The sequence below is a fragment of the Kitasatospora aureofaciens genome (assembly GCF_019192735.1).
Lineage (GTDB): Bacteria > Actinomycetota > Actinomycetes > Streptomycetales > Streptomycetaceae > Kitasatospora > Kitasatospora aureofaciens_A.
Window position 1 is genome coordinate 16,154 of record NZ_JAHTKP010000030.1, and the last position, 19,582, is coordinate 35,735.

Here is a 19,582-nt window from a genome sequence, read left to right on the forward strand (position 1 = left end):
AACCCCCGCGAAGGAGAAACCCGTTGAACTCCCGCATCCTCGCCGGCGCGATCGCCCTGGCCCTCCCGTTCCTCGCCGCAGGCCCGGGCGTCGCCGCCTCCTCCGTCTCCTCTCCCGCGTCCTCCTCCCCCGCGTCCGACTGCGCGCTGCCCGGCCGAACCGGCTGGACCGACGAGGGCCACACCACCGACGCCACCCAGTTCCAGCAGCCGCTGGGCACCAAGCACGTCCTGATGCTCTTCGTCGACTTCCCCGATGCCCCGGCCACCGGCGACCTCGCCGACTACTACGGCCAACTCGCCCCGGCCGCCGACTGGATGCGGCAGGACTCCTACGGCCGCACCCGCCTCGACATCACCCCGCTCAACCGCTGGCTCCACCTGCCGCAGGACTCCGGCTCGTACGGCTTCCAGCGCGGCATCAGCTTCGAACAGCACGAGGCATACGTGCGCCAGGCCGTCGAGGCCGCCGGCCCGGACGTCGACTTCTCCCGGTACGACCTGCTCTACATCGTCCCGACCAGATCCGCCTCCGCCATCACCTTCTCGCCCACCTACCTGTACGACCCGGCCGCCCCCGGCATCGTGGCGGGCGGCACGCGGATCAAATGGGCGGTCACCTTCGGCCAGGACATGTACCACTGGGGCCCCAAGGTCGCCGACCACGAGACCTCGCACACCTTCGGCCTGCCCGACCTGTACGCCTTCGACGGCACCGACCCCCACCGCTACGTCGGCGGCTGGGACCTGATGGGCCTCATCTCGGGGCCGGCACCGCAGCATCTGGGCTGGGAGCGCTGGAAGTTCGGCTGGATCGACGACCGCCAGATCGCCTGCCTGCCCACCACCGGCAGCCGTACCGTCCGCCTGCGGGCGATCGAACGCCCCGGCGGCACCAAGATCGCGGTGATCCGCACCGGCGACACCACCGCATACGTCGCCGAGTCCCGCCGCGCTGTCGGCGGCGACACGTCCGCGTGCTCGACCGGTGTGCTGATCTACCGCGTCGACACCTCCGTCCAGACCGGCTACGGCCCGATCCGGGTGATCAACGGCAACCCGGACGCCACCCCGCCCGAAGGCTGCAGGCCGCTCGACATGGCGGCGTACCAGCCCGGCCAGTCCTTCACCGACCCCGCCACCGGCGTCCGCATCGACGTCCGGCACCGGGGCCCGCTGACCGACACCATTACGGTCAGCAAGCAGTAGGCGCCGCACACCACCCCACGAACTCGCGCCGACGGCCGCTGGGGCAACCCCCACGGCTGGGCGGCCGTCGGCGCGATCCCCGTCCCCCCGACCTCTCCCCCAGGAGGCATCTCCCGTGCACGCCACCCGACTCGGTGATCAACGGCAACCCGGGTGCCACGCCGCCTCAGGGGTGCGGCTCCCTGGACGGGTAGTTCCGAAGCCGGGCGGCTTCAGAAGTTCGACTCCGGGCATATAGAACGGGTGCCCGACATCGGGTTGTGGCGACATCGGGTTGTGACGACATCGGGTTGTGACGACCGAATATCGGTCCCGGATTCGACCGGGGCAAGACGAGGGAGAGGCGATCGTGGGGGAACTGGACGGCAGGACCGCACTGGTGACGGGCGGCTCGCGGGGGATCGGGCGCGCGGTCGCCCTTCGGCTCGCCGCCGAAGGGGCGCTGGTCGCGGTCCACTACGCCGGCAACGACGCGGCCGCCGCGGAGACCGTGGCGCTGATCGACAAGGCCGGCGGCCGGGCGTTCGCGGTGCAGGCCCGGTTCGGCGAGAGCGGTGCGGTGGACCGGTTGTTCGAGGGGCTCACCGCCGGGCTGGCGGACCATGGCGCGGACGGCCTGGACATCCTGGTCAACAACGCGGGCATCCACTCGGTCAGTTCGATCGGGCAGCTCACGGAGGAGGAGTTCGAGCGGGTGCTGGCGGTCAACGTGAGCACGCCGATCTTCGTGGTGCAGCGGGCGTTGCCGCTGCTGCGGGACGGCGGGCGGATCGTCAACGTGGGCTCGGCGGCCACCCGGATCGCGGATCCCCGCCAGATCGGCTACACCGTCACCAAGGCGGCACTGGCGGCCCTCGGCCCCTCGCTCGCCAACGAGCTGGGCCGGCGCGGGATCACTGTCAACACGGTCGAACCCGGGGTGGTGCGGACCGACATGGTCGCCGGCTTCACCGCGGTTCCCGAGGCGGTGGCCGGGCTTGAGTCGATCACCGCGCTCGGACGGATCGGCGAGCCGGAGGACGTCGCGGACGTGGTGGGCTTCCTGGCGGGTCCGCAGGGCCGCTGGGTGACCGGCCAGACCATCGACGTCTCCGGCGGCACCTACCTCGGACCGATCGCGGCCGGGTGATCCGCTGTTCGGGGCGCGTACCGACCCGCATGGCATGACTCCCGGCGACGGCCGAGCCCCTTCGGTCCGTCGCCGGGAGGCCTCCCCCCGTGCCGAACGCCGGTCGGATGCGCCGTGCGCCATTGTCGTGCACGGTAGAGGCGTACAGCCCGCCCGGACAGCGACGGCCTGTGCACCCGTGGAAGCGTTCGGTCACCGGGCACCCGTCGGAGGCGGAGACTTCCCGCGGCCGGCGCCCGCCCGCCGGCGTACTCCACGGCGCCGTCGACGACCCAGGAGGCGTTATGCCCACCAGGAAGGTCCCTCGCCCGAGTCTGGTCCTGGCCACCCTCGCCCTCGCCGCCCTGCCGGCGGCCGCGTTCACGCCACCCGTACAGGCGGCCGGCTCCGCGGCCTCCGCTCCTCTGCCGACGTCGGCCGCCGCCGCACCGGTCTCCTTCGTGAACCTGCCCAGCCGCCCGCTTCCGGCCGACCACGCGGCGCACAGGATCACCGTCACCTATCGCAACAACTCGTCGGCGGACCAGACCGTCGCCCCGCAGATCCTCGTCGAGTCACCCGACAAGGGCCCCTTCCTCGGGCCGGGGGACGTCAGGCTCGAACTGCTGGCAGCCGACGGCCGCTGGCAGACCGTGCCGCTCGGGAGCCAGACCGGCACCCTGTACACCGACCTCATCCCGGCGAAGCTCGTCCTCCACAGTCACCACACCCTCACCGTGCACTATCGGCTCACGGTCACGGAAGCCGGCCAAGGCGCGATCGAGCCACGGGTGGCGCTGTACGCCTGAGGACGCCTGACGCGCCCCACACCTGGTGAGCGGCGAGGGCGACGTCCGTGAAGTCCATGACTTCTACGCATACCAGGTGTTCCGAACTTTCGTTGGCCTCATGCCCGGGTGCTCCCTGGCGTGGAGGCATGACCACACCACGGATCGCGCTGGTGACCGGGGCCAACCAAGGTCTCGGCCGTGCACTCCTCGAGGGGCTGGCCGCCCGGATGCGCTCGGCAGACCTGGTCCTGCTGACCGGCCGCAACGACCATAGGGTCGCCGAGGCGGCCGCCCAGGTCGCACGGGCCCCGGCCACCCGCAGCCGGGTGGAGGGCCGGGTCCTCGATGTCACCGACGCCGACGCCGACGCCGTCGGCACTCTGGCCGCCGAGCTGCGGCGCCGCCACGGCGGAGTCGACATCGTGATCTCCAACGCGGTGGCCCGGCTCCTGCCCGACCGGTCCCAGGCCGCTCAGGCCGACGAGTTCATCGATGTCGCCAACGGCGGCACCCATGCGGTCCTGCGCTCCTTCGCGCCGGTGCTGCGGCCGGGCGGCCGGGCGGCCGGGCGGCCGGCTGATCGTCGTCGCGAGCACCCTGGGCACCCTGGGCCATCTGGATCCGCGGCTGCACCCGCGGTTCGACGGCGCGACGCTCGACCAGGTCGAGTACGCGGTCGAGTCCTGGCGCAGCGCGGTCCACGTCGGGACGGCGGAGGAGGCGGGCTGGCCGCGCTGGCTGAACGTGCCGTCGAAGGTGGCGCAGGTCGCGGCCGTACGGGCGGTGGCGGCCGAGCGCCGCGAGCGCGATCTCGCCGAGGGGACGCTGGTCGCCGCGGTCTGCCCCGGCATGGTCGACACCGCCACCTCCCGGCCCTGGTTCAGCGACTACAGCCAGGCGCAGAGCCCTGCCGAGGCCGCCCGTGCCGTGCTCGACCTCGTGTTCGGCGAACCGGTCGACCCGGTGCTGTACGGCGAGCTCGTCCGGTTCGGGAAGGCCCTGCCGTGGCACGGCGGGACGCCGCCCACCGAGCAGGACCGGCTGCTCACCCCGTAACAGCCGGTTGCTCTGCTCCTGGCCTTCAGCCGTACGCAGCCCACAGCAAGGAGTTCACCATGACCGCCATCAAGACGCCGTTCGGCTTTGCCGGCACGGCCACCGAGGTTGCCGCGCCCTGTTGGACGGCGTCGGCGGCCGCTACTTCGTCGACTGCAACGAGACCGAAACCGTCGACCGCCGCACCGGCACCCTGCACGGCGTCGCCCGCTACGCCCTCGACCCCGACAACGCCGAGCGCCTGTGGAGCCTGTCGGAGAAGCTCCTCGCCACTGGCCGGTGACCCCGGCCGCGCGGCGGGCAGCTGACGACTGTCCCCTGACGGCAGCAGCTCGGAGGGCGTCGGCCCGGGTGGAGCCGGAGCGGGTGCCGAAGTCGGCGAGCAGGACGATCTTCGTCCGGAGTTCGCCGTACCCTCCCTCGGCGGCAGGCTCGCGGACGGGCCTCGTGAGGCTGGCCCGGTTCGTCGTACGGCCGGTGCAGGATCGGGGGGCATGTGACGCTTCCCAACGCCGTTCACTCGCGAAGCGGGTAGGGCTGCGCGGAGCGGGAGGTCGGAGCGGCCGACTTCCCGCTCAGGGGGCCATGGTCACACCGGCCACTCCCCTGTCCGGTAGCCCTCCCCCAGGCACCGGCACCGTCGGATATCGACGCCGCACGTACCGGCGCTACGAAATCCCTGAGCCGTAGGCTCAGGGGTCGGGCAGGATGTCTCCCCGTGAACCATGTTCTGTACGGGCTGGCTGCCAACCCGGCCCTGCCGTCCGAGCTGGTCGATCGGCTGATCGCGGCCGCGGATACCGACCTCGCCGATGCGCTGGCCGGCCGCCCGGACCTCAGCCGGGCGCAGGCGGCCGCGCTGGCCTCGCGGTTCGAGCAGGCGGCGGTGCGACTCGCCTACGAGGGCCGGCTCGCCGCCGACGACATCGACCCGGTGGCCCAGCCGCGAGCCGCTCTCGCCCTGCTGGACGAGCGCGCCGGCCTGCCGCAGTGGGCGCAGGTGCTCGCCGCCGACCCGCTCGTGGAGCATCGGGAGAAGCTGGCCGCCTGCCCCGACCTTCCGGTGGAGGTGGCCCGGACACTCGCGACGGACCCGGAGGTTCGGGTCGTCGCCGAACTCGCGCTGTGGACGACGCCGGACCTGGCATCCCAGCTCGCGCAGCATCCGCACGCCGAGGTCCGCAGCGCCGTCGCGGCCAACGAGGCGACACCACCAGCCGTCCTGGCGGCGCTTCTCACCGGCGCGGGACTGCCACCGGCGCGCTCCTGCCTGGTCTGTGACCGCGAGTCGACCCCTTTCGTTCACGATCCGCACTGCCCGCGGCCCGACTGCGAGCTGCCACCGGGCGCCGCCTGCGACGGCTCCCACCAGTCCACCGTGCACGACATCCAGCAGATGGCACTGCGCAACCCGGCCACCCCCGCGACGGCCGCCGCAGGCTTCGCCGACCACCCCTCGATGCTGCTGCGCCACGAACTGGCCGCCCGCACCGACCTGTCGCCCCAGGCGTACGCGCGACTCGCCGAGGACCCCATCCCCGGCGTGCGGGCGCAACTCGCGGACAATCCCGCGATCGACGAAGCCCTGATCCGCACCCTGGCCACCGACCGCGGCCACGACGTCCAGCGTCGCCTCGCACATCACCCGCGCCTGCCGCTCGACGTCCTCGTCCGCCTCACCGACGCCACCAGGCTCGGCTCACCCCTGCTGCCGCGCATCGCCGCGGCCTCCCCCGCCGAGGTCGAGGAGCTGGCCGCCTCACCCCACCCGACCGTGCGCATGCTCCTGGCCCGGCGCCGCGACCTGCCGGCAGAAATCCGCGACGCGCTGGCCCGCGACCCGGACGCGAAGGTGGTCAAGTCCATCGCACCGCACCCAGGCCTGGCCGAAGCCCAACTGCAGGCGATGGTCGAGCGGCACGGAAGCCGGGTCCTTGCGAAGGTGGCAACCAATCCCGACGCCAGTGCAGCACTCCTGGAGCAACTGGCCCGGCACCAGCCGCCGGTGCAGAAAGCATTCCGCGAGATCGCCCGCCACCGCCACACAACAGCCCCGGCACTACTCACGTGCCTGACCTACCGCCAAGCCCGGCCCATAGCCGCCGGCCACCCCGCCCTGCCACCCCCGGTCATCATCGAGCTGCTCACCGACGACAACTGGCAGGTGGTGGAAGCAGCGGCAGCCAACCCGTCACTACCACCCGCCTCGATGCAGAGACTCGTACCCTGACCGAGCCAGGTCGCGTCCACCCTTCGCTACCGACTCGCCTCTGCCACAAGGACGAAGACCGTTCTGTCGCCGAGCAGGCCGTACGCGGCTGACCCTCGCCTCCTCGGCCTGGTCCGGCCGGACCAGGCCAAGGAACTGCCCGGGGAACAGCCAATGGGACGTTCCCCGGCAGGCCAACGCAGCGGCCACCTCTCCGGCTCAGCCCCTAACGCGCCGGCGGCCCTCAGGAGGTATGGTTCAGCGACACAGAGCCGTGTCCACGACGCTCTCGACATGCTCCGTGCCTGCCGTGCCGGTCGGGATGGTGGTCACGGCGACGTTGGCGGCGCGGCCGTCGTCGGTGACCCCGCCCCGGGTCTCGTATCCCGGGATGTCGCCGCCGTGGCCCCAGTAGACACCGCCGCACGACAGTGGCCTGCTGATGATCCCCAGCCGCCGATCTTCCCTTCGCCGACCAGTTGCAGCACGACCACCGCCGTGAACGTCTTGGTGTTGCTGCCGATCCGCACCTGGCCGTCGACCGGCACCTTCGAGCCGGTGGCCAGGCCGCCGACCCCCGCGGTGTGGTTACGGGTGCGGCCGTCGCGGTCCGTGACGCTCGCCGGCGCGGCGGGCAGGCCGTCGTCACGCACCAGCGCGTTCATGCCCTGCTGGACGGCGTCCGGCCTGGCGGAGGCGAACGGCACAACCGAATTCGGGGAGCCGCGCAACAGCGGCCGGATTCCCCTGATCACGATGCGGCCAGTATGGTCGGCCGGTTCACCGGCGACCTCCCCCGATCGAGGGAGCATTTTCTCCCGCGTTCCCGCGATACGCACCCGAGCTCCCGGCAACAGGCCTCCGCAGCCCGGCAGATGATGACCACCGCGGCGGCGATGTCCTCGGCCTCGCCGTAGCGTCCCAGGGCGGTACGGGAACCGGCCCGTGTACTGCACAGGTTGACGCCGCGACGCGACGTACCGCGTGGGTTGTGGGCGGGCTTCCACCCGTGGCCAGACGCTCCTGCCCGGGGCTGGAGCGTAGCGTCATGTTCCACACGGGGGTGAGGGGCGCGGGCCGGAGGCTCCCGGGGGAGAGTCTTCGGCCCGCGTCGACGCGATCAATCTCCGTCCAGGGCCGAGTCGTTAGGCTGCCAGGATGCAGACAGACGTGTCCCCGCCCCCCGTCAAGGGGCCGCCGGGGAGGCCGGCGTGGCTCACCGAGACGCACCGGCGCGTCATCGACGCGCTCCTGGCCCTGACGCTGACCGCCGCCACGCTGTCGTTCGCCGAGCAGTACCACCCGCCCGGCTGGCCGCCGTTCGACCGGACCGCCATCGTGTTGTGCCTGCTCGTCAACGTGCCGCTGGCCTTCCGTCGGCGCGCCCCGGTGCCCGTCCTGCTCGTCTCGTGCGCCGGGCTGGTGACGTACACGGCCGGCGGGTACCAGCCGTCCGCGAACATCTGGGCGCCGCTGTTCGCCGTCTTCACCCTGTCCGCCGTCCGCCCCTCCCGCACCTCGGTGGCGGGCGCCTGCTGCGCCGCGCCCGTCTGGCTGTACAGCGCCCTCGCCACCAAGGTGGTCTCCCCCGAGGTGGCGCTCGCGCAGGTGGCGATCGGGATCGGCACGGCCTGGGCGTTCGGGGCCACGCTGCGCCTGCTCGGCGAGCGCAACGTCCAACTGGCCGCCCTCACCCTGCAGTTGCAGCGCGAGCAGGCCGCCAGGACCAGGCAGGCGGTGACCGAGGAGCGGATCCGGATCGCCCGCGAACTGCACGATGTGATCGCCCATCACATCTCGGTCATCGCCGTCCAGGCCGGCCTGGCGGGCTACGTCTTCGCGAGCGATCCCCCGACCGCCCGGACCGCCCTCGACACCATCGCGGGCAGCAGCCGGGACGCCCTGGAGGAGATGCGCGGGCTCCTCCACGTCCTGCGCGTGCCGCCCGATGAGGACGCCGACAACGGTCAAGCGGACGACCCCGCACCGGGGTTGGTCCGGTTGCCGGCCCTGGTGCGGCGGGTCGAGGCCGCCGGGCCGACCGTCGAGCTGACGGTCGACGGCGAGCCCTACCCGCTTGCCCCCGGCCCCGACCTGAGCGCCTACCGGGTCGTCCAGGAGGCCCTCACCAACGTGCTCAAGCACGCCGGCCCGACCGCCGTCCGGGTCTCCCTGGACTACCGGCCGAAGGAGCTCTCGGTACGGATCAGCAACGCCGGCCCGGCCCGCCGCCACCCGGCCGCACCGCCGGGCGTCAGCGGCGGCCACGGACTGATCGGCATGCATGAACGGGTCATGGCGCACGGTGGTATGTTGCGTGCGGGACCGACGGCGGGCGGGGGCTTCGAGGTCGCCTTCACCCTGCCGAGGTCGGGCCCGGTGTCCGCAGGGGGCGGACCCGATCGCAGGTAGGGGGAGGCGGGCACTTGACCAGCGTGCTCGTGGTGGACGACCAGGTCCTGATCCGGGCCGGACTGGTCGCACTGATCCAGGCGGCACCCGGCCTCGACGTCTGCGGCCAGGCCGCCGACGGCGAGCAGGCCATCGCCCTCGCCGCCCGATTACGGCCCGACGTGGTCCTGATGGACATCCGCATGCCGGACGTCGACGGGATCACCGCCACCGAGCGCATCCTCGCCCGGGCCGCCGACCCGCCACCCCGGGTGCTCGTCCTGACCACGTTCGACCTGGACGAGTACGTCTACGGGGCACTCCGGGTCGGGGCGAGCGGCTTCCTCCTCAAGGAGACCCCGCCGGAGCGGCTGCTCACCGCGATCGAGGTCGTCGCCGGCGGCGACAACCTCTTCGCGCCCAGCGTCACCATGCGGCTGATCGAGGCCTACGCCCACCGGGTGGGCCAGGAGACCGCTCCCCCACCGGAGTTGGACCCGCTCACGTCACGCGAACTCGACGTCCTGCAACTGGTCGGCGCCGGTATGAGCAACGACGAGATCGCCGGCCGCCTGGTGGTCACCGTGGGCACCGTGAAGACCCATCTCAACCGCATCATGGCCAAGTTGGGCCTCTCCAGCCGCGCCCAGGCAGTCGTCCTCGCCTACGAGAGCGGCCTCGTCACCCCCCGCCGCTCCTTGCCCGGCCAGGGAGCGGCCTCGAACTGCTGACCTCGCTCAGGCGCGCAGGGGTTGCGGCGCGACCCGCTGGACTTGTCGTCGTTGGGCGGGGCGGTGGGGTCCTCGGAGGCAGGGGCGGTCGTGGTGGGTTCGCCAGTGGCGATGAGGGCGCGGGGCGAGGCGCGGGCCGGATACGCGCGGGAGCCGGCCGACCGGGCGCTCGCCCGCTACCACGATCGTGGTTTCCGGGGTCTCGGGTGCGAGTCTGTTCGGCTGGTCGGCGCACGTGACGGGTGGCTGGAGCTGGGCGGCGGCGCTCGGCTGCGTGCTGCCGGCGGCGGCTGTGTGCGTGGCGGTGACGAGCGCGCTGCGGTGGTTGGCGCCGCGGCTGTTGGGTCCGTCGTCGGCCGAGCGGCTCGCCCTGGCGGCCGAGCGGGAGCTGCTGCTGGCCGAGTCGGCCGAACCACCGAAGGTCGTGGTGATCACCACCTTCGAGAACGACGACTACGTCACCGCCGCGCTCAGCGCGGGGGCCAGTGGGTTCCTGCTCAAGCGCCTTCCGGTCCGGCAGATCGCGGAGGCGGTGCGGGTGGTGGCGGCGGGAGAGGCGATCCTCTTCCCGGCCGCACTGCGCCGGATGGTCACCGCCCGCCCGCTGGGCTCCGCCGAGGCGTTGCCGAAGGCGGCGCTGACGGGGCGGGAGGAGGTGCTGCGGCTGATGGCCACCGGCCTGTCCAACCCGGAGATCGCGGAGTCGCTCACGGTGAGCCTGGAGACGGTGAAGACGCACGTCGGCAACGTGCTGACCAAGCTCGGCGCGCAGAACCGGACCCACGCGGTGGTCATCGCGTACGAGTCCGGTCTGGTGGTGCCGGGGTTCGCCGGCTGACCCGGCCCGATGTGAAGGTGCCGGTGTGACCGTCGGCGTCCCGCCGCCCCTGGAACGTCCCGCCTGTGCCTGGCCGGTGAGGTCCTGCGGACGAGGCCCCGCCTGGCCGGGTCAGCACAGCGAAAGCAGCCGGAACCACGGTGATACGGTCGCTGGCCGTGACAGAGCCGCTTCCAGAGTTCCCGTACCACCCCGACCCGGTGGCCACCGGTGCCGTCGTCCCGTCGCACGCGGAGTGCAGCTGCTGTGGTCGGGCCCGCGGCTACATCTACGCCGGCCCCGTCTACGCAGCGGAGAACCTCCGCGATCGGCTGTGTCCCTGGTGCATCGCGGACGGCAGCGCGGCCGAACGCTTCGATGCCCAGTTCACAGACGTGATCGACGACGTTCCGCTGGACCGGCTGTTCGCGATCACGCAACGCACGCCAGGATTCAGCGGGTGGCAGCAGGAACACTGGCTGATCCACTGCGGCGACGGCGCTGCCTTCCTCGGGAGCGCCGGAGCCGCCGACCTCACGGACTACCCCGAGGCATGGGCATCACTTCGGCAAGAACTCGGCCACGGCCCCTGGTCCTCGTCGCAGGCCGAGCAGTACCTCAAGGCGTTGTCCAAGAACGGCCAGCCAACCGCCTACCTCTTCCAGTGCCGGGTCTGTGGCAGCCACCTCGCCTACGCAAACGCCACATAGCCCCCGGGGCCCGTCGTCCTGCTTCGCCGCCTACGCGGGCCGACCCACCGCGGCCGGGCAGCCTCGACGCGATGTATGCCTTCGCCGCCTACGCGGAGTCCTTCGTCGACTGACAGCGTGCATCGGCTGACGACGTGCATCGGCTGACAGCGTGCTGCCGGGTCAGGCGCGCACCCCGTCCAGGACCAGGTCGACCAGGCGCGGCACCAAGGTGCCCTCCAACGGTTCACCGGTGAGCAGCACCCGGGCGAGGAGTGGGCCTGCGATGGCCTCGACCAGGAGGTGGGGGTCGGTGCCGGAGGGCAGGTCTCCTCGGTCGATGCCGCGCCGGACGAGGGCTTCGGCGCGCTCCATGCGGGCGCGCCAGTAGGAGCGCCGGCCCTCCTCCAGGTCGCCCTCGCCGCGCACCGTGCCGAGGTGCAGCAGAGCGGAGCCCGTCGGCGCCGCAAGGTACTGGGCCAGTGCCGTGAACAGCAGTGACAGGTCGGCGCGCACGTCCCCCGTGTCCGGCGCCGGGAGCGCGGTATCCGAGTGGGTGGCGAGCGCGTCGAAGATGAGGTTCTCGCGGGTCTTCCAGCGCCGGTAGACGGAGGTCTCGTGGACGCCGGCCGCGCGGGCGACGGCGGCCACGGTGGTCGCGGTCAGGCCCTCCGAGGCGAGCAGGTCGACGGTGGCGGCCAGGACGGCCTGCCGCATCCGTTCACCGCGGCGCCTGAGCGGCGGCGGTTCCATGCCGTCCGTCCCGGCTCTGCCATCCGTCACAACACCGTCATCCGCCACAACACCGATCCTAACGCAAGCGCTCTTGCGATATGTAACCGGCGGTCGTACGTTGGAATGCAAGACGACTTGCGATAAGCCGCAGGCCGCCGACCGGAACGGACGAACCCGCCATGGACCAGATGCGTGCCGCGCGGCTGCACATTCCCTCCCGCACACTGACGATCGAGGACGTGCCCAGGCCCGTGCCCGGTGCCGGGCAGGTACTGGTGAAGGTCGAGGCGGCGGGCGTGTGCCTGTCCGACGTCCATCTGATCGACGGCACCCTCACGCCGACCTATCTGCCGGGCGACTCCGTCACCCTCGGGCACGAGGTCGCCGGCACGATCGCCGCGCTCGGACCGGACGTGACCGGCTGGACGGCCGGGCAGCGGGTCGTGCTGCAGGCGGGAGAGGTCCGCGACGGCCGTCTCCTGACGCGAGGTGTCGACTACGACGGCGGCTGGGCCGAGTACGCGCTGGCCAGCGTCGGGACGGTGTTCGCGCTGCCCGACTCGATCCCGTCCGAGCAGGCCGCGATCATCCCGGACGCGGTCTCCACCCCCTGGGGAGCCATCACCACCACCGCCGGGGTCCGGCCGGCCCAGGCCGTGGGCGTGTGGGGCATAGGCGGGCTCGGTGCCCACGCCGTCCAGCTGCTGCGCGCCGTCGGGGCCCACCCGATCATCGCGGTCGACCCCGTACCGGCAGCCCGTCGGCGTGCCCTGGACTTCGGCGCCGACCTGGCCCTGGACCCGGCCGACCCCCAGCTGCGCGAGAAGGTCCTGGAAGCCACGGGCAACCGGGCGCTGGAGGTCGCGTTCGACTTCGCCGGCGTCGCCGCCGTCCGCGAACAGGCCCTCGCCGTCCTCGCTCCCAAGGGGCGGCTGGTCCTGGTCGGACTGACCGACAAACCGCTGACCGTCACCGACGGCACCCGCTTCAGCTATCTCCAGCACCAGATCCTCGGCCACTACGGCTCCGAGGAGAACGCCGTCCCGCAGCTGGTCGCCCTGACCGAAGGCGGCCGGTTGGACTTCTCACGCTCCATCACCGACGTGCTGCCGCTCGCCGACGCCGCCAAGGCCGTGCAGCGCCTGCACACGAAGGACGGCGACCCGATCCGGCTGATCCTGCGCCCCTGACTCCCCCTCCCCTCCCACCCGCGCGGGCACGGAGGGCCGCTGCCCGCCTCCGGTAACGGCATCCGCACCGCAACCGCACGATGCGATCCGAAGACCCGAACCGCCACACTCCCCCGTGCCCCTGGGCACACCCCGTCGAAGGAAAGGTGCCTCCCATGCCCGTCGACCCGTCCATCGCCCCCGTACTCGACCAGGTCAACGCCCAGCCCATCCCCCGGGTCATCGACACCGACCCCGAGGTGCTGCGCGAGGTGAACCGGCAGATGGGCAGCTGGGTCACGCTGCCCGAGCCGATCGAGGTCGGCTCGGTGGAGAACACCACCGTCCCCGGACCCGCCGGGCAGATACCCGTACGCGTCTACCGGCCTGCCGCCGGCGGCCCCGTCCCCACCGTGGTCTTCTTCCACGGCGGCGGCTGGCTCACCGGCGACCTCGACACCCACGACGACGTCACCCGCCGGATGTCCCGCGACGTGAACGCCGTGGTCGTGGCCGTCGACTACCGTCTGGCCCCCGAGCACCCCTTCCCCGCCGCCTACGACGACTGCCTCGCCGCCGCCCACCACGTCGCCGACCACATCAACGACTACGGCGGCCGCCTCGACCGACTCGCCGTGGCCGGCGACAGCGCCGGAGGAAACCTCGCCGCCGCCGTCGCCCTCACCTTCCGCGACGAAGGCCGGCCGCTCGCCGCCCAACTGCTCGTCTACCCCGCCACCGACCTCATCGGCGACTACCCCTCGCGCACCGAGAACGCCACCGGCTACGTCCTCGGCACCCAGGACGTCCTGGATCTCCAACACCTCTACGCAGGCGACGACCCCGCCGTCCGCGGCTCCTACCAGGCCTCCCCGATCCGCGCCGAGCGCTTCACCGGCCTCGCGCCCGCGGTCATCGGCACCGCCCAGTACGACCCGCTGCGCGACGAGGGCAACGCCTATGCCGAAGCGCTGAAGAACGCCGGCGTGGACGTCTTCGCCCGCACCTACGACGGACTGATCCACACCTTCCTGAACCTCTTCCCCATCTCCCCCGCCGCCGACGCCGCCGTCACCGAGCTGTTCGCCCACCTCAAGGAACGGCTCAGCTGACCCTCCCGCGCAGGCCGAGGTCACACCAGGCGGTTCGAGGAGATCCTGGACGAGCTCATGAAGCAGAAAGGCGAGTACGAGCACGCGCAGTGGCGCAACGCTCCCCGGCTGATCTGGACATATGCGCAGGGGAACCCGAAGGGATACGTCCGCCGCCACAGGAACCTGACGCAGGTCAGCGTGCCTGATTCCGGACACCAGGTGCCGGCGTTCCAGCCGCAGATCTGCCGGGAGATGCTCTACAACTGGCTCTTCGATCGCCCCTTCCCCGGCTACGACCCGCAGCAGCCGCTCAAGCAGCCGAACGGCAACGCCGGCCTGCGGAAGGGATGAACGCACCCGCAACTCGCTGGTTCCCGGCGGGTGTGCCGCCTGCCCCGTGGTGGGGCAGGCGGCACACCCGTCGCGTTGGCTGCCGGAGAGGGCGGTGCCTGTGGTCGGTTGATCTGCCCCAGCTGGGCCCGGAGGTTGACGGGTCCCCTCGTCAGAACGCGTAGCCGGAACGCGAATTCGGCACGCGAAGGCAGAACGCCGAGATCAGAACGCCGAGTTGGCGAACCACAGCTCCAGCAGGTCGTCGTCCCCGCTCACGGCGACGCCGCCGGACGTGCGGTCGAGGCGGCCGTAGAGAAGCAGCAGCAGGTCCGCGGCACTGGCCGAGACCGTGGCGTCGGCGGCGCCGGGCGTGGTGTCGGCGGTGAGGGCGAAGCCGTCGGGGCGGAGCTGGACCAGCCAGCTGTCCTCGCCGTCGGTGCGGGTGAAGCGAATGGTGCGGTTCTCGGCCCGCAGGTTCGCCGTCCCGGGGGCGAAGAAGACGGCGTACGGGAGGTTGGTCAGGAACTCGGCCACGGCGTCGGCCGCGAGGGCCGGGTCGATGTCCACCTTCAGGCCGAGGGCGAGTTCGGCGTCGGCGCGGTGGACGAGGGTCTCGCACAGCATGCGGCGCACCCAGAAGCGGGCGTGCTGGTCGGCGCCCCAGGCCCACATCGGGGCGTCGAGGTCGGTGGCGGCGAAGGTCTCGCCGGCCTGGGCCGCGGCCTCGGCCAGCCAGGCCGGGTAGTCCTCCGCCTGCTCCGGGAGGCGCAGGTCCACGTCGCGGCTGCGGGGCGGCTCCTGGACGCGCTGCTGGAGCAGGACGGTGAACCAGCGCTGGACGCTGCCCGTGTGGCGGACGAGGTCGGTGAGGGTCCAGCCGGGACAGGTCGGGACCGGGGTGGCGGGATCGGCGTCCTGCACGGCGGCGACGAGCCGGGCGGTCTCCGTCGCGACGGCGGCGCTGTGGTCGAGCGGGGTCATGGGCATGGTCTCCAGGTCTCCGAAAGGGCCAGGCGAAAGGGCCAGGCGAAAGGGCCGGGCGAATGAGCAGGCGAAAGCGGCAGGCGAATGGATCAGGCGAGGGGCTTGTCGACGACGGCCTTGCTGTGGCTGAACGTGTCGATCGAGTACTCGCCGTGGTAGCGGCCCATGCCGCTCTCGCCGACGCCGCCGAACGGCAGCTCGGGCATCGCCAGGTGGGAGACCGGCAGGCCGAAGCTGAGCGCGCCGGAGGAGGTCTCCTCGGCCAGGCGCCGCTTGCTCTCCGGCGACTCGGTGAAGGCGTAGAGGGCGAGCGGCTTGTCGCGCTCGTTGATGAAGGCGATCGCCGCGTCGAGGTCGGGCACCGTGAGGACGGGCAGGATCGGCCCGAAGATCTCGGCCTGCATCACCGGGGCGGTGGGCGCGACGTCGGCGAGGACGGTCGGCGCGAGGAAGCGGGTGGCGCGGTCGTGGCCGCCGCCGGTGACGGTCCGTCCGTCGCCGAGCAGCGCGGCGAGCCGGTCGAAGTGGCGCTCGTTGACGATCCGTCCGTAGTCCGTGCTCAGGGATGGGTCGTCGCCGAACAACTCCCCCACGGCTGCGGCGAGTTCCTTCTCCAGCTCGGCGGCGGTGTCGCCGATGGCGAGGACGTAGTCGGGGGCGACGCAGGTCTGGCCCGCGTTGAGGAACTTGCCGCGGGCGAGCCGCCGGGCGGTGACCGCGAGGTCGGCGCCGGGCTCGACCACGACCGGGCTCTTGCCGCCGAGTTCGAGGGTCACCGGCGTCAGGTGCTTGGCGGCGGCGGCCATGACGATCCGTCCGACCGCACCGTTGCCGGTGTAGAAGATGTGGTCGAAGCGCTGCTCCAGCAGGGCGGTGGTCTCGGGCACGGCGCCCTCGACGACCGCGACGGTCTCGGCGCCGAGGTAGCGCGGCAGCAGTTCGGCGATGGCCGCGGAGGTGGCGGGGGCGAGCTCGCTGGGCTTGACGACGGCGGTGTTCCCGGCGGCCAAGGCGCCGACCAGCGGGGCCAGGGCGAGCTGGAGCGGGTAGTTCCAGGGCGCGATGATGAGCACCACGCCCAGCGGATCGCGGACGACGCGGGCCTCGGCGGGGCGGAAGAACTCCGGTACGGCGGCCGGCTTCGGGCGCAGCCACTCCTCCAAGTGCGCAACGGTGTGGTCGAGTTCGTTGAGCGTGAAGCCGATCTCGGTGCGGTGGGCCTCGGTGGCGCTCTTGCCGAGGTCGGCGTGCAGGGCCTGCTGGAACACCTCGGCCTGCTCGGTGAGCAGGGCGCGCAGGGCGGCCAGCCGGTCCAGGCGCCAGGCGAGCGGCCTGGTGCGGCCGGTGGCGAACTCGGCGCGGAGCCGGGCGACCACGCCGGGGATGCCTTCGGGGGTGTCTTCGATGGTGAGGTTCATGAGGGTCTCACGGTGCTCGGGGATGGCTTGCGCTCATCGATGTTTCATCACTTGAAGCAATAACGACGCTAGACGTGAAAGGTTGAGTTTGTCAATCAATTCCCTCACCCCGTGCCCGGCGATTCGCCGTGATTCGCCGCCGGAACGCCCGATACGGCACAGTGACCCCTATGAGCGCGGACACGAGGAGTCACCAAGCCCCCGGACGGCGCAAGCCGGTGCAGCAGCGCAGCCAGGAGCGGTACGGCCGGATCCTGGACGCCTGCGCCGGACTGCTCGACGAGGTCGGCGCGACCGCGCTCACCACCAAGGAGGTCGCCGCCCGCGCCCAGGTGCCGATCGGCACCCTGTACCAGTTCTTCGCCGGCAAGGAGGACCTGCTGGCCGCGCTCGCCACCCGCAACCTGGACCACTACCTCCAGCGGCTGGACGGCCGGCTCGCGGAGGCGGCACCGGTCGGTCCGGCCCGGTTCACCGACCTGGCGGTGGAGGAGTTCGTCGCGATGAAGCGCGCGGTGCCCGGCTTCGGGCAGCTCGACTTCGGCCTCGCCGGTGCGGCCGTCCCGGCCGGCGTCCGGGACGACAAGCACCTGCTCGACGCGGGCGTGGACAACAACACCGCCGTGGCACTGCGGCTCCAGGCGCTCGGCGGCGAACTGTTCACGGCGGGCGACCCGGCCGCCCTCACGCTGGCCCTGCGGGTGGCCCTGGAGGCCGCCGACGCGGTGCTCAAACTGGCCTTCCGCGGTGACCCGGACGGCGACCCGGCGCTGATCGCCGAATGCAAGCGGTTGGTCCGCAGCTACCTGGCGGAACAACTGCCATAGGGCCCACCCGCGCCCCGCCCAGCCCGTCCGCCCGAGCCGTTGCGAGGCCGCTCCCCGCGCAGCACAGTGGAAGCAGACCGGCCGCGGACGCGGCCACCGCGATCCGAGGAGCAGACCAATGCACGCAGCGGTAGGCGACCAGCTCCACATCCACAGCAGGTCCGTGGGCATGACCGACCAGAAGGGCGAGATCATCGAGGTGCGCGGCATCAACGGCGAGCCGCCCTACGTCGTCCGCTTCGAGGACGGCCACGAAGGTCTGATCTACCCGGGCCCCGACTGCAACATCGAGCCCCCGAAGGCGCACCGCTGACCGACGCGCCCATCACCCCGTGCCCGGCCCGGGCGAGGTGGTGACGAGCGGTGTCCGCCCCCGCGACCCCGCTGCCCGGGGCACTCGCCGGGCTCACGCCACTGCTGGACCACTACGGCTACCTCGCGGTGGCGGTGCTCGTGCTGCTCGACAACGGCGGCATCCCGGTGCCCGGGCAGACCATCCTCGTGCTCGCTTCGGTCTACGCCGGCACCGGGCACCTGAGCTTCGCCGCCGTCCTGGTCATCGCCTTCGGGGCGGCGTCGCTCGGCAACACCCTCGGCTACACGATCGGCAGCACCGGCGGGCGCGCCTTCGTCCACCGCTGGGGCCGCTACGTGCTGCTCACCCCGGCCCGGATGGAGCGCGCGGACGGCTTCTTCGCCCGGCACGGCGGGAAGGTCGTCACGGTGGCCCGCTTCGTGGACGGTCTGCGCCAGACCAACGGCATCATCGCCGGCACCACCGAGATGCCGTGGCGCCGGTTCCAGCCGTTCAACCTGCTCGGCGCCGCGCTGTGGACGGCTGTCTGGGGGACGTTCGGGTACGTCGCCGGGGCGAACATCGGCACGGTGTACCGGACGGCGATCCGCTATCAGCTCTGGTTCGCGATCGCGCTCGGGGTGCTCGTCGCGGCGTTCCTGGTCCGGCAGGTGGTGCGCTACCGGCGCCGGCGCCGCGAGGACGCCGACGCCGGCACTGGCACAGATGCCGACTCCGGCACCGACGAGCGACCGGACTAGCGCAGCGAGAACACCTCGAACGGCACCGCGAACCGCACCCCGAGCCGACTGCCCGCACCCCGGCCGAAGCCCTCCAGGAACTCGCGCGGGTCGGCCATCCCCCCGCCCAGCCCGGCCAGGTATGCCTTGTGCTCCTCCAGCGAGGCCACGCCCAGGTCGAAGTGGTCCGTGGTGTCGACGGCGTGCTTCGACTCCGGCGAGGCTGCCGCCCAGACCTGCCGGACGCCGTTCCACGGCTCGTGGCCCTCCTCCAGCAGCTCGCGGAACACCCAGCGGTTGCCGGCGTCCCGGGCGGCGTCCAGGGTGGCCCGGCCGACGGCGATGTGGTCGGCCTGGTTGGGGAACACCCCGCCGTACGTGTCGCGGAAGTTGCTGGTGATGACGATGTCCGGGCGGTGCCGGCGCACCGCGCGGGCGATGTCGCGGCGCAGCGCCAGCCCGTACTCCAGCATGCCGTCCGGGTGGCCGAGGAACTCGACGGTGTCGACGCCGACCACGGCGGCGGAGGCGATCTGCTCGGCCTCGCGCAGCGGCCCGCACTCCTCGGGGCTCATCGAGTCGATCCCGGCCTCGCCGCTGGTGACCATCACGTAGACGACCTTCTTGCCCTGCGAGGTCCAGCGGGCGACGGCGGCGGCCCCGCCGTACTCCATGTCGTCGGGGTGGGCGACGACGGCCAGGGCGGTCTGCCAGTCCTCGTCGACGGGCTGGAACGGCTCGGGTGCCTGCTCGCTCATGGTGGTTCTGCCTCTCCGTGCGGCTCTGATTCGAACGGTCGTACCGCAGCGACTCTAGAAGAAGGACCGTCAGAACGCGTCCGCCGGCTTGCCCCTGACCCTCGCCCAGCAAGCCGCCGCAGCCGCCCGGGCCGCACGGCCCTTCAGAGCAGCGTGATGCCGAAAGTACAAGAACCAAACCCTCTTCCTTATCCGCACGGCGCGGGGTACCCCTGGATGGTGAGCACCC

Annotated in this window: 18 protein-coding genes and 3 pseudogenes; 16 read left to right on the forward strand and 5 right to left on the reverse strand. The window is 72.2% G+C overall.

The genetic code is table 11. The features are described 5' to 3' along the window. The first annotated feature begins 23 nt into the window (after positions 1-23). From KV557_RS25415 to KV557_RS25440, 6 genes and pseudogenes are all read left to right on the forward strand, one after another. A complete protein-coding gene (locus tag KV557_RS25415; protein ID WP_256177938.1) occupies positions 24-1,208 on the forward strand; it encodes a M6 family metalloprotease domain-containing protein in 1,185 nt (394 codons plus the stop codon). 349 nt (positions 1,209-1,557) lie between these two features. Further along, a complete protein-coding gene (locus tag KV557_RS25420; protein ID WP_218203802.1) occupies positions 1,558-2,337 on the forward strand; it encodes an SDR family NAD(P)-dependent oxidoreductase in 780 nt (259 codons plus the stop codon). Positions 2,338-2,621: 284 nt separating this feature from the next. Further along, positions 2,622-3,125 carry a hypothetical protein gene (locus KV557_RS25425; RefSeq protein WP_256177939.1) on the forward strand — a complete coding sequence of 168 codons (504 nt, stop codon included), beginning with the start codon at positions 2,622-2,624 and terminating at the stop codon, positions 3,123-3,125. A 128-nt stretch (positions 3,126-3,253) separates the two neighbouring features. Beyond that, positions 3,254-4,163, forward strand: a pseudogene (locus tag KV557_RS25430) (SDR family NAD(P)-dependent oxidoreductase). A gap of 118 nt (positions 4,164-4,281) precedes the next feature. Beyond that, a pseudogene (locus tag KV557_RS25435) lies at positions 4,282-4,446 on the forward strand (SDR family NAD(P)-dependent oxidoreductase); the annotation flags it as partial. Positions 4,447-4,881: 435 nt separating this feature from the next. Beyond that, positions 4,882-6,393 (forward strand): hypothetical protein, encoded by a 1,512-nt coding sequence (locus tag KV557_RS25440; RefSeq protein WP_218203803.1) that lies wholly within the window; start codon positions 4,882-4,884, stop codon positions 6,391-6,393. Between the two features lie 434 nt (positions 6,394-6,827). Here KV557_RS25440 and KV557_RS25445 read toward each other — a convergent pair. After that, positions 6,828-7,184 (reverse strand): annotated as a pseudogene (locus KV557_RS25445) (serine hydrolase); the annotation flags it as partial. 346 nt (positions 7,185-7,530) lie between these two features. Between KV557_RS25445 and KV557_RS25450 the strand changes: the two are divergent. From KV557_RS25450 to KV557_RS25465, 4 genes are all read left to right on the forward strand, one after another. After that, positions 7,531-8,784 carry a sensor histidine kinase gene (locus KV557_RS25450; protein WP_218203804.1) on the forward strand — a complete coding sequence of 418 codons (1,254 nt, stop codon included), beginning with the start codon at positions 7,531-7,533 and terminating at the stop codon, positions 8,782-8,784. A gap of 14 nt (positions 8,785-8,798) precedes the next feature. Then, positions 8,799-9,494: a response regulator gene (locus KV557_RS25455; protein ID WP_218203805.1), complete on the forward strand. Its 696-nt coding sequence runs from the start codon at positions 8,799-8,801 to the stop codon at positions 9,492-9,494. A gap of 187 nt (positions 9,495-9,681) precedes the next feature. Further along, positions 9,682-10,332, forward strand: coding sequence for a helix-turn-helix transcriptional regulator (locus KV557_RS25460; protein ID WP_308130067.1), 651 nt, complete (start codon positions 9,682-9,684; stop codon positions 10,330-10,332). A 158-nt stretch (positions 10,333-10,490) separates the two neighbouring features. Then, positions 10,491-11,021: a CbrC family protein gene (locus tag KV557_RS25465; protein WP_218203806.1), complete on the forward strand. Its 531-nt coding sequence runs from the start codon at positions 10,491-10,493 to the stop codon at positions 11,019-11,021. Between the two features lie 162 nt (positions 11,022-11,183). On the opposite strand, the gene KV557_RS25470 is transcribed toward KV557_RS25465, so the two are convergent. Next, positions 11,184-11,717, reverse strand: a complete 534-nt coding sequence (locus tag KV557_RS25470) for a TetR-like C-terminal domain-containing protein (RefSeq protein WP_218203807.1) — start codon at positions 11,715-11,717, stop codon at positions 11,184-11,186. Between the two features lie 197 nt (positions 11,718-11,914). Between KV557_RS25470 and KV557_RS25475 the strand changes: the two genes are divergently transcribed. The 3 genes from KV557_RS25475 (at position 11,915) to KV557_RS25485 (ending at position 14,349) form a co-directional block, all read left to right on the forward strand. Next, positions 11,915-12,925 (forward strand): zinc-binding dehydrogenase, encoded by a 1,011-nt coding sequence (locus KV557_RS25475; RefSeq protein WP_218203808.1) that lies wholly within the window; start codon positions 11,915-11,917, stop codon positions 12,923-12,925. 155 nt (positions 12,926-13,080) lie between these two features. Further along, the gene (locus KV557_RS25480; RefSeq protein WP_218203809.1) at positions 13,081-14,016 is read left to right on the forward strand and encodes an alpha/beta hydrolase; all 936 of its coding nucleotides are present in this window, start codon (positions 13,081-13,083) and stop codon (positions 14,014-14,016) included. A 57-nt stretch (positions 14,017-14,073) separates the two neighbouring features. Next, entirely contained in the window at positions 14,074-14,349 is a 276-nt protein-coding gene (locus KV557_RS25485; protein ID WP_218203810.1) for a S10 family peptidase, read from the forward strand. Between the two features lie 204 nt (positions 14,350-14,553). On the opposite strand, the gene KV557_RS25490 is transcribed toward KV557_RS25485, so the two are convergent. Both KV557_RS25490 and KV557_RS25495 read right to left on the reverse strand, forming a co-directional pair. After that, positions 14,554-15,312, reverse strand: coding sequence for a maleylpyruvate isomerase family mycothiol-dependent enzyme (locus tag KV557_RS25490; protein ID WP_218203811.1), 759 nt, complete (start codon positions 15,310-15,312; stop codon positions 14,554-14,556). A gap of 92 nt (positions 15,313-15,404) precedes the next feature. Beyond that, on the reverse strand, positions 15,405-16,733 hold the full coding sequence (locus KV557_RS25495; RefSeq protein WP_218203812.1) for an aldehyde dehydrogenase family protein: 1,329 nt from the start codon (positions 16,731-16,733) through the stop codon (positions 15,405-15,407). Positions 16,734-16,903: 170 nt separating this feature from the next. Between KV557_RS25495 and KV557_RS25500 the strand changes: the two genes are divergently transcribed. The 3 genes from KV557_RS25500 (at position 16,904) to KV557_RS25510 (ending at position 18,616) form a co-directional block, all read left to right on the forward strand. Then, complete coding sequence (locus KV557_RS25500; RefSeq protein WP_218203813.1) at positions 16,904-17,560, forward strand: TetR/AcrR family transcriptional regulator; 657 nt, start codon at positions 16,904-16,906, stop codon at positions 17,558-17,560. Positions 17,561-17,678: 118 nt separating this feature from the next. Beyond that, a complete protein-coding gene (locus tag KV557_RS25505; protein ID WP_218203814.1) occupies positions 17,679-17,873 on the forward strand; it encodes a DUF1918 domain-containing protein in 195 nt (64 codons plus the stop codon). Between the two features lie 50 nt (positions 17,874-17,923). Next, on the forward strand, positions 17,924-18,616 hold the full coding sequence (locus KV557_RS25510) for a DedA family protein (protein ID WP_218203815.1): 693 nt from the start codon (positions 17,924-17,926) through the stop codon (positions 18,614-18,616). On the opposite strand, the gene KV557_RS25515 is transcribed toward KV557_RS25510, so the two are convergent. Further along, positions 18,613-19,353, reverse strand: coding sequence for a PIG-L deacetylase family protein (locus KV557_RS25515; RefSeq protein WP_218203816.1), 741 nt, complete (start codon positions 19,351-19,353; stop codon positions 18,613-18,615). The genes KV557_RS25510 and KV557_RS25515 overlap by 4 nt on opposite strands. Positions 19,354-19,582: the final 229 nt, after the last annotated feature.

Excerpts from the sequence above, each read along its gene's own strand:
- KV557_RS25505 (WP_218203814.1), top strand. The coding sequence starts at position 17,679 with ATGCACGCAGCGGTAGGCGACCAGCTCCACATCCACAGCAGGTCCGTG.
- KV557_RS25515 (WP_218203816.1), bottom strand. The coding sequence starts at position 19,353 with ATGAGCGAGCAGGCACCCGAGCCGTTCCAGCCCGTCGACGAGGACTGG.
- KV557_RS25485 (WP_218203810.1), top strand. The coding sequence starts at position 14,074 with ATGAAGCAGAAAGGCGAGTACGAGCACGCGCAGTGGCGCAACGCTCCC.
- KV557_RS25475 (WP_218203808.1), top strand. The coding sequence starts at position 11,915 with ATGGACCAGATGCGTGCCGCGCGGCTGCACATTCCCTCCCGCACACTG.
- KV557_RS25500 (WP_218203813.1), top strand. The coding sequence starts at position 16,904 with ATGAGCGCGGACACGAGGAGTCACCAAGCCCCCGGACGGCGCAAGCCG.
- KV557_RS25470 (WP_218203807.1), bottom strand. The coding sequence starts at position 11,717 with ATGCGGCAGGCCGTCCTGGCCGCCACCGTCGACCTGCTCGCCTCGGAG.
- KV557_RS25495 (WP_218203812.1), bottom strand. The coding sequence starts at position 16,733 with ATGAACCTCACCATCGAAGACACCCCCGAAGGCATCCCCGGCGTGGTC.
- KV557_RS25480 (WP_218203809.1), top strand. The coding sequence starts at position 13,081 with ATGCCCGTCGACCCGTCCATCGCCCCCGTACTCGACCAGGTCAACGCC.
- KV557_RS25425 (WP_256177939.1), top strand. The coding sequence starts at position 2,622 with ATGCCCACCAGGAAGGTCCCTCGCCCGAGTCTGGTCCTGGCCACCCTC.
- KV557_RS25490 (WP_218203811.1), bottom strand. The coding sequence starts at position 15,312 with ATGACCCCGCTCGACCACAGCGCCGCCGTCGCGACGGAGACCGCCCGG.
- KV557_RS25450 (WP_218203804.1), top strand. The coding sequence starts at position 7,531 with ATGCAGACAGACGTGTCCCCGCCCCCCGTCAAGGGGCCGCCGGGGAGG.